We start from the raw sequence: 6,252 nt of genomic DNA, 5'->3' as shown, positions 1-6,252 counted from the left end.
GAACGTCGGGCAATCGCCCGTGCTTTCCGAAAGTCCTGATGCATAGCCTTGCGGACGACCGCATCGGCATCAGGCCCAGGGGTGCATCGGGCACCCGGCGTTCCGCACGCCCTCTCGCAAGAGGGCGGGAATGCACGAGACGACGGCGCCCCCGCGCCGCCAATAACAGGGGCGATGACGCATGTCTGGAGAACACGTATTGTCTGAAGCAGTGGCTGTTTGACAGTTGAATCCGATGAGGCCGTAGGATGGGGTGAGCGGAGGCGCATCGCGCCGGAGCGAAACCCATCAAGAGCATACGAAGAGAGCGATAGGTTTCGCAAAGATGCTCACCCCATGCTGCGATCGCGCCTTACCTCAGCTCACCACTTCAATTCACGCATCAGCGCCTTCGGCGGATGGCCGAACAGTTCCTTCACTTCCGCGGCGCCCATCTGTTCGATGCCTTCGAAGTCCCCGGCATGGATGCCGCGGGTAACGAACAGCAGGTCGATGCCATAGGCATGGGCGCCGGTGAGATCGGTGCGCACGGAATCGCCGATCGCCAGCACGCGATCCAGCGCGGTGTCCTTGCCGCGCTTTGCTTTCGCCAGCGCCATGGCCTGATCGTAAATCGGCCGATGCGGTTTGCCGTAGAATATCACCTCGCCGCCCATCTCGCGATAGAGCTCGGCCACCGCGCCAGCGCAGTAGATTAGCCGGTCGCCGCGTTCGACGATGATGTCCGGATTGGCACAAACCAGCGTCAGCTTGCGCGCCAGCGCCTGGTCCATCATGTCGCGATAATCGTCGGCGGATTCGGTTTCGTCGTCGAACAGTCCGCTGCAGACGATGTAGTCCGCCTGTTCGAGCGGTACCAGCTTCACATCGAGGCCGCGATGAATCGAGCTGTCGCGGTCCGGTCCGATCAGATACATCGCCTGACCCGGTCGGCCGGCGACGAAATTGCGGGTCAGGTCGCCGGACGACACGATCGCATCATAGACGTCGTCGGCGACGCCGAGCTTGCGCAGTTGCCGTTGCACGGAATCCGCCGGCCGCGGCGCATTGGTGATCAGGATCACCGTGCCGCCCTGGGCGCGAAACGTATGCAGCGCCTCGCAGGCTTCGGGGAAAGATTCGAGGCCGTTATGGACGACGCCCCAGATGTCGCTGAGGACGACATCGACATGTCCGGTGAGGTCGCGCAAGCGCTCGACGAAACGCAGTGTGGTCATTGGATTGAGTGCCGATCAGTTCGGGCCGGTGGCGCGGCGCGCCAGCGCGGCATTGCCGGTGGAGCGCGGCGGCTCAGGCCGCGCAGGCGTGCTTGATGCAGATCTCGCTGGGCCATTGGGGTCCGTGGGCGCCTTGGCAGGTTCCTTGGCGAGTTCCTTGGCGGGAGGATTTGACGCACCGCCATTGGCCGGAGTTTCCGGCCTGAGCGGGCGGGGCGCCGCGAAAAGGAAGCCTTGCCCGAACCGGACGTCGAAGTCGAGCAGGTCCACCACGGCCCGTTCGCCCTCGATCCGCTCGGCGATCAGGTCGATACCGAAGCGCCCCAGCAGGTCGGAGAGATCGGCGGGGTGAATGTCGGAATTCGAGCTGTGTTTGGGGTCCAGCAACAGCGACGCCGGGACCTTGATGAAACGCACCCCGCGATCGGCGAGGTCGCGCGGCTCGATCCGCAGATCCGTGACGTGATCGATGGAGAAACGATAGCCGCGCTGCGCGAGGGCGGCGAGATGTTCGCTCTCGATCGGGCCGAGATTGCGGAACGCGCTCTGCTTGAATTCCAGCACGAAGGACGGCGCCAATGCGCGGTTGGCTTCGAGGAAGTCGATGCATTGCGCGAAGGTCTCGGCATTGGCCAGCGTGGCGCCGGCCATGTTGCAGAACACGCCGACATCCTTGTTGCGCACCATCAGGCGGCGCAGCACCTGCATGCAGCGCAGCAGCACCATGTGGTCGATCTGGCCCATCAGGCCGGCCGCTTCCGCCGGGCCGATGAACTCGTCGGCGGTGATCACCTGATCCTTGTCGTCGCGCAGCCGCGTCATCGCCTCGTAGAAGCGTACCTTGCGCTGCGGCAGCGTGACCATCGGCTGCAGATAGATGTCGATGCGGTTGTCGGCGATGGCATTCTTCACCACGGCGGTGAACTGTGCATCGTTGCGCGTCGGCGCTGCCTCAGGCCTGACGACGATCACGGGCGCGGTCGGCGTCACGGTGTCTTTGACGGCGAGCGGAGCATCAGCAACGGCCACGGCCTTGACCGTCGGCGATGGCGGCGCGCTCGCCGCCGAAACCGTCGCCGGCGCGGGCATCGCGGTCAGCATGTCCTCATGGCTGGCGACCGACGTCGCCAGCTGTTTCACCAGCGCGCCTAATTCGCCTATCTCGCCGACGACAGTCTGGATGCGCTCCTGATTGGCCGAACTGGCCGACGCGATCTTGCTTTCGACCAAAGCGAGGCGGCGGCCGAATTCGGCAACCTGCCGGGCGAGATCGGCGGTGCCGCGCGACAGGTCGGTGATCTGGCCGGTGGATTCGTTGCGGTCTTTGATCCGCATCGACACGGCGTTGTAGAGAATCATCACGGTGAGCGTGGCCAGCGCGACGATGGCGGACTCGTAGCCGCTGACGCCGGCGATCGCATACAGCACCATGCCAAGCGACGCCGCGACCAGCATCATGCAGATGCCAACGAAAATCGTGGAGATGCGGATCATAACGCGCGCAACATCCTCAAACCAAACTCCTGCACGGCATGACGGGGTCCAGCCGCGAGCGCTACTTGCGCCTTAAGTGTCCGGCCAAGCTTAGCATTATTGTTGATTCGGAAAGCAGGGCCCGGGGAACTTGCCCACCGGTGCTTTTGCACCTCAGGCGCTGGCGCGACCGAGCGTATCGGCCATGGCAGCCCCGCGCGCGCCCATCGGCCGGCCCGGCCCAACAGTGGTATCCACGGCCGTCTGGTGCTCGATCTCGGAATTCAGCTCGGCCCCGCACAGCACGATGATCGCTGACATCCACATCCACATCATCAGGCCGATGGCGGCGCCGAGAGAGCCGTAAGTGGCGCTGTAATTGCCGAAATTGGACAGGTACCAGGACAGCAGCGCTGAGCCGGCGAGCCAGAGCAGGGTGGCGGCGAGGGTGCCGATGCTGAGCCATTCCCAGCGCGCGCCCGGGCGGCTCGGGCCGAACCTGTAGAGAATACCGAGCGCCAGCAGGACCACCAGCAACAATAGCGGCCAGCGGGCGAGGCTGATGATCATCTTGCTGTCGGCCGCGAGACCCATCTTGTCCAGCATCAGCGGCAGCGCGACGACCGCGCTGACCATCAGCAGCAGGGTCGCGATGGCGCCGGTGGTGAAGGCGAGCGACAGCAGGTTGAGCCTGATGAAGCTGCGCTTCTCGCGCTCGCCATAGACGACATTGAGCGCATCGATCACGGCCTTCACCCCGGCATTGGCGCTCCACAGCGCCAGCGCAAGGCCGAACAGGAAAGTAAGGCCGAGCTTGGCCTGGCCGTTGGCGAGTACGCGCGCGATCTGGTCCTGCACGATCTGGAACGAGCCATCCGGCAGCATCAACGCCAGCGTGTGCAGATTGTCCGAGATCGTGGAAGCGTCGGCGAACAGGCCGTAGCAGGAGACCAGTGCCGTGATCGCCGGAAATACGGCGAGGAGACCGAAGAACACCACGCCTGCGGCAATCGCCAGCAGCCGGTCGTCGTTGATCTGCTCATAGGTGCGCCACAGCACATCCTTCCAGCCCGTCCATGGGATCTGCAGCGGGCTGGAAGAATGACGACCGCGGCCGGACTGTGCGAGTTCGCCTGTAAACGTCGCCGGTGGCGGGACATCGGTGTCGCCGATCGGTTCCGGCTCATCGGCAACGGATTTCCCGCCTGTGCGCGTCGAGAGAAAGCTCTGCAAGGCGAGCACGGCAAAGATCGTCGCTGCCACCAGCAGCAGACTGTCCGTGTCGGATCGGCGGACGGCCATCAGGCGTTCGCTTTGCTCGCGGGTCTGCGGGCAGCGGCCGACTGGGCAAGGCTGCGGCGCCTTGCAAGGGCCCAGCCGGCAAGCGTTGCGGCCAGAACGAGGCCGGCTTTGACCGGGCCATTGTTTGGCGCGGGCTGTGCGGAGCGTGTGCTCGGCCTGAATTCGTTGGGTGCAGCCGCACGATGCGGTGCGGCCGATGTGACTTGCTCATGCTTGGCAGGGCTCGCATTGATCGCGACGCGCAACCGGCTGCCCAGACTCGGAAACTGTTTTGCGGGGCGCTTCAGGCGGCTCGCCGCGAGTATGGCGAAGAGCGCAGCGAGCACCAGCAGCAGGCCGCCGGTTGCGCCAAATGCCTGAAACAGGCCGTAGCGCAATTCGACCCACCGAAACAGCGCGGCGGCGCCGACCAGCAAGGTGGCGATCAGGAAGATGCCGGCGGCGGCGTAAAGCCCAGCCGCAACAGCATAGGACACGGCGATGCCCTGGGTCTGTTCGGTGCGATCACGGACATAGGACGACGTGGCGCGCTTGACCTGATTGAGCTTGAGCGCCAGCCCTGTCCGCACCAGGGCGCTTGCGAGCGGTGGCATCGTGGAAGCCTCATTCTGCTCCGGCCAGGCTGACCGGCATATGAAATTGAACGGGAAGGCCAGACGAAGGTTCCGCCGCGGCGGACGTGTGGCGTCGGGCATCGCCGAGCGAGATTGGCAGCGGCTCCAGCGCTTGCCGGTTCCGGCCGGCGCTGGTACGACGCGCCATGGCTGACAAACCCAAAAAACCCCAGAAACTGCGCGCGCGCCTGCCGCGCGGCCTCGGCGACCGCGGACCGGCTGACATCGCCGCGACCCGGCGCATGACCGACACTATCCGCGAGGTCTATGAGCGTTACGGCTTCGAGCCGGTCGAGACCCCGACCATGGAATTCACCGACGCGCTCGGCAAATTCCTGCCGGATCAGGACCGTCCGAATGAGGGCGTGTTCTCGTTCCAGGACGATGACGAGCAGTGGATCTCGCTGCGCTACGACCTGACCGCGCCGCTGGCGCGCTATGTCGCCGAACACTGGGACGCGCTGCCGAAGCCGTATCGCAGCTACCGCGCCGGCTACGTCTATCGCAATGAGAAGCCGGGCCCGGGCCGCTTCCGCCAGTTCATGCAGTTCGACGCCGACACGGTCGGCTCCGGCTTGCCAGCCGCGGACGCCGAGATGTGCATGATGGCGGCGGATGCGATGGAAGCGCTCGGCATTCCGCGCGGCAGCTATGTGGTGCGCGTCAACAATCGCAAGGTGCTCGACGGCGTGATGGAGAGCATCGGCCTCGGCGGTGACGACAATGCCGGGCGACGGCTCACCGTGCTGCGCGCCATCGACAAGATGGACAAGTTTCCGGTTGATGAGATCAAGAAGTTGCTCGGTCCTGGCCGCTGGGATGGCGGCGAGGAAGGCAAGGGCGACTTCACCAAGGGCGCTGGTTTGTCGACTGAAGCTTCCGAAATTGTGCTGCGCAGCCTTGATGCTGAAACGGCGCAGGATGAACTCGCAAAGTCCGATGCCTACACGCAGGGGCGCGCCGAGCTTGACGAGATCGCAAAATTGATCAGCGCAGCGGGCTATAGTGCGGATCGTATCAAGATCGATCCCTCTGTTGTCCGCGGCCTCGAATACTACACCGGCCCGGTCTACGAAGTTGAGCTTCTGCTGGAAGCCAAGGACGAGAAGGGCCGCCCCGTGCGCTTCGGTTCGGTCGGCGGTGGTGGTCGCTATGACGGACTTGTCTCGCGCTTCCGCGGCGAGCCGGTGCCCGCAACCGGTTTCTCGATCGGCGTGTCGCGTCTGCAGGCGGCGCTGACGCTGCTCGGCAAGATCGATACCACGCCGGCCTTCGGCCCGGTGGTTGTGACCGTGTTCGATCGCGACCGCGTCGCCGATTATCAGAAGATGGTTGCAAGCCTGCGCAATGCCGGCATCCGTGCCGAACTCTATCTCGGCAATCCCAAGAACATGGGCAACCAGTTGAAATATGCCGACCGGCGCAATTCGCCCTGCGTGATCATTCAGGGCTCCGACGAAAAGGCGACCGGCGAAGTGATGCTGAAGGACCTGATCCTCGGCGCAGGGCTGTCGGATCTGGAAGGCGATCGCGAGGCTTATCTGCAGAAGCAGGCAGAGGCGCAGACCAGGATCGCGGAAAACGATCTCGTGAGCGCAGTCCGCAAGATTCTCGACAAGCACGGCGTGAAGTGGAATTAATCCACG

5 protein-coding genes are annotated in these 6,252 nt (G+C 64.4%); 1 reads left to right on the top strand and 4 read right to left on the bottom strand.

What is annotated here, in order from left to right:
* Positions 1-362: 362 nt before the first annotated feature.
* The 4 genes from ACEK02_RS07820 to ACEK02_RS07805 form a co-directional block, all read right to left on the bottom strand.
* Positions 363-1,217, bottom strand: a complete 855-nt coding sequence (locus ACEK02_RS07820) for a TIGR01459 family HAD-type hydrolase (RefSeq protein ID WP_371421223.1) — start codon at positions 1,215-1,217, stop codon at positions 363-365.
* A gap of 15 nt (positions 1,218-1,232) precedes the next feature.
* Positions 1,233-2,711, bottom strand: coding sequence for an EAL domain-containing protein (locus ACEK02_RS07815; protein WP_371421222.1), 1,479 nt, complete (start codon positions 2,709-2,711; stop codon positions 1,233-1,235).
* A gap of 153 nt (positions 2,712-2,864) precedes the next feature.
* Entirely contained in the window at positions 2,865-3,992 is a 1,128-nt protein-coding gene (locus ACEK02_RS07810) for a YihY/virulence factor BrkB family protein (protein ID WP_371421221.1), read from the bottom strand.
* Positions 3,992-4,585 carry a phage holin family protein gene (locus ACEK02_RS07805; RefSeq protein ID WP_371421220.1) on the bottom strand — a complete coding sequence of 198 codons (594 nt, stop codon included), beginning with the start codon at positions 4,583-4,585 and terminating at the stop codon, positions 3,992-3,994. Before ACEK02_RS07805 ends, ACEK02_RS07810 begins: the two co-directional genes overlap by 1 nt.
* Positions 4,586-4,752: 167 nt before the next feature.
* Here ACEK02_RS07805 and hisS point away from each other — a divergent pair, with 167 nt between their 5' ends.
* Positions 4,753-6,246 (top strand): histidine--tRNA ligase, encoded by a 1,494-nt coding sequence (gene hisS, locus ACEK02_RS07800; protein WP_371421219.1) that lies wholly within the window; start codon positions 4,753-4,755, stop codon positions 6,244-6,246.
* Positions 6,247-6,252 lie beyond the last annotated feature (6 nt).

Source organism: Tardiphaga sp. (assembly GCF_041424195.1).
Classification (GTDB): Bacteria; Pseudomonadota; Alphaproteobacteria; order Rhizobiales; family Xanthobacteraceae; genus Tardiphaga.
This window is presented reverse-complemented; position numbering and strand designations above follow the sequence as displayed.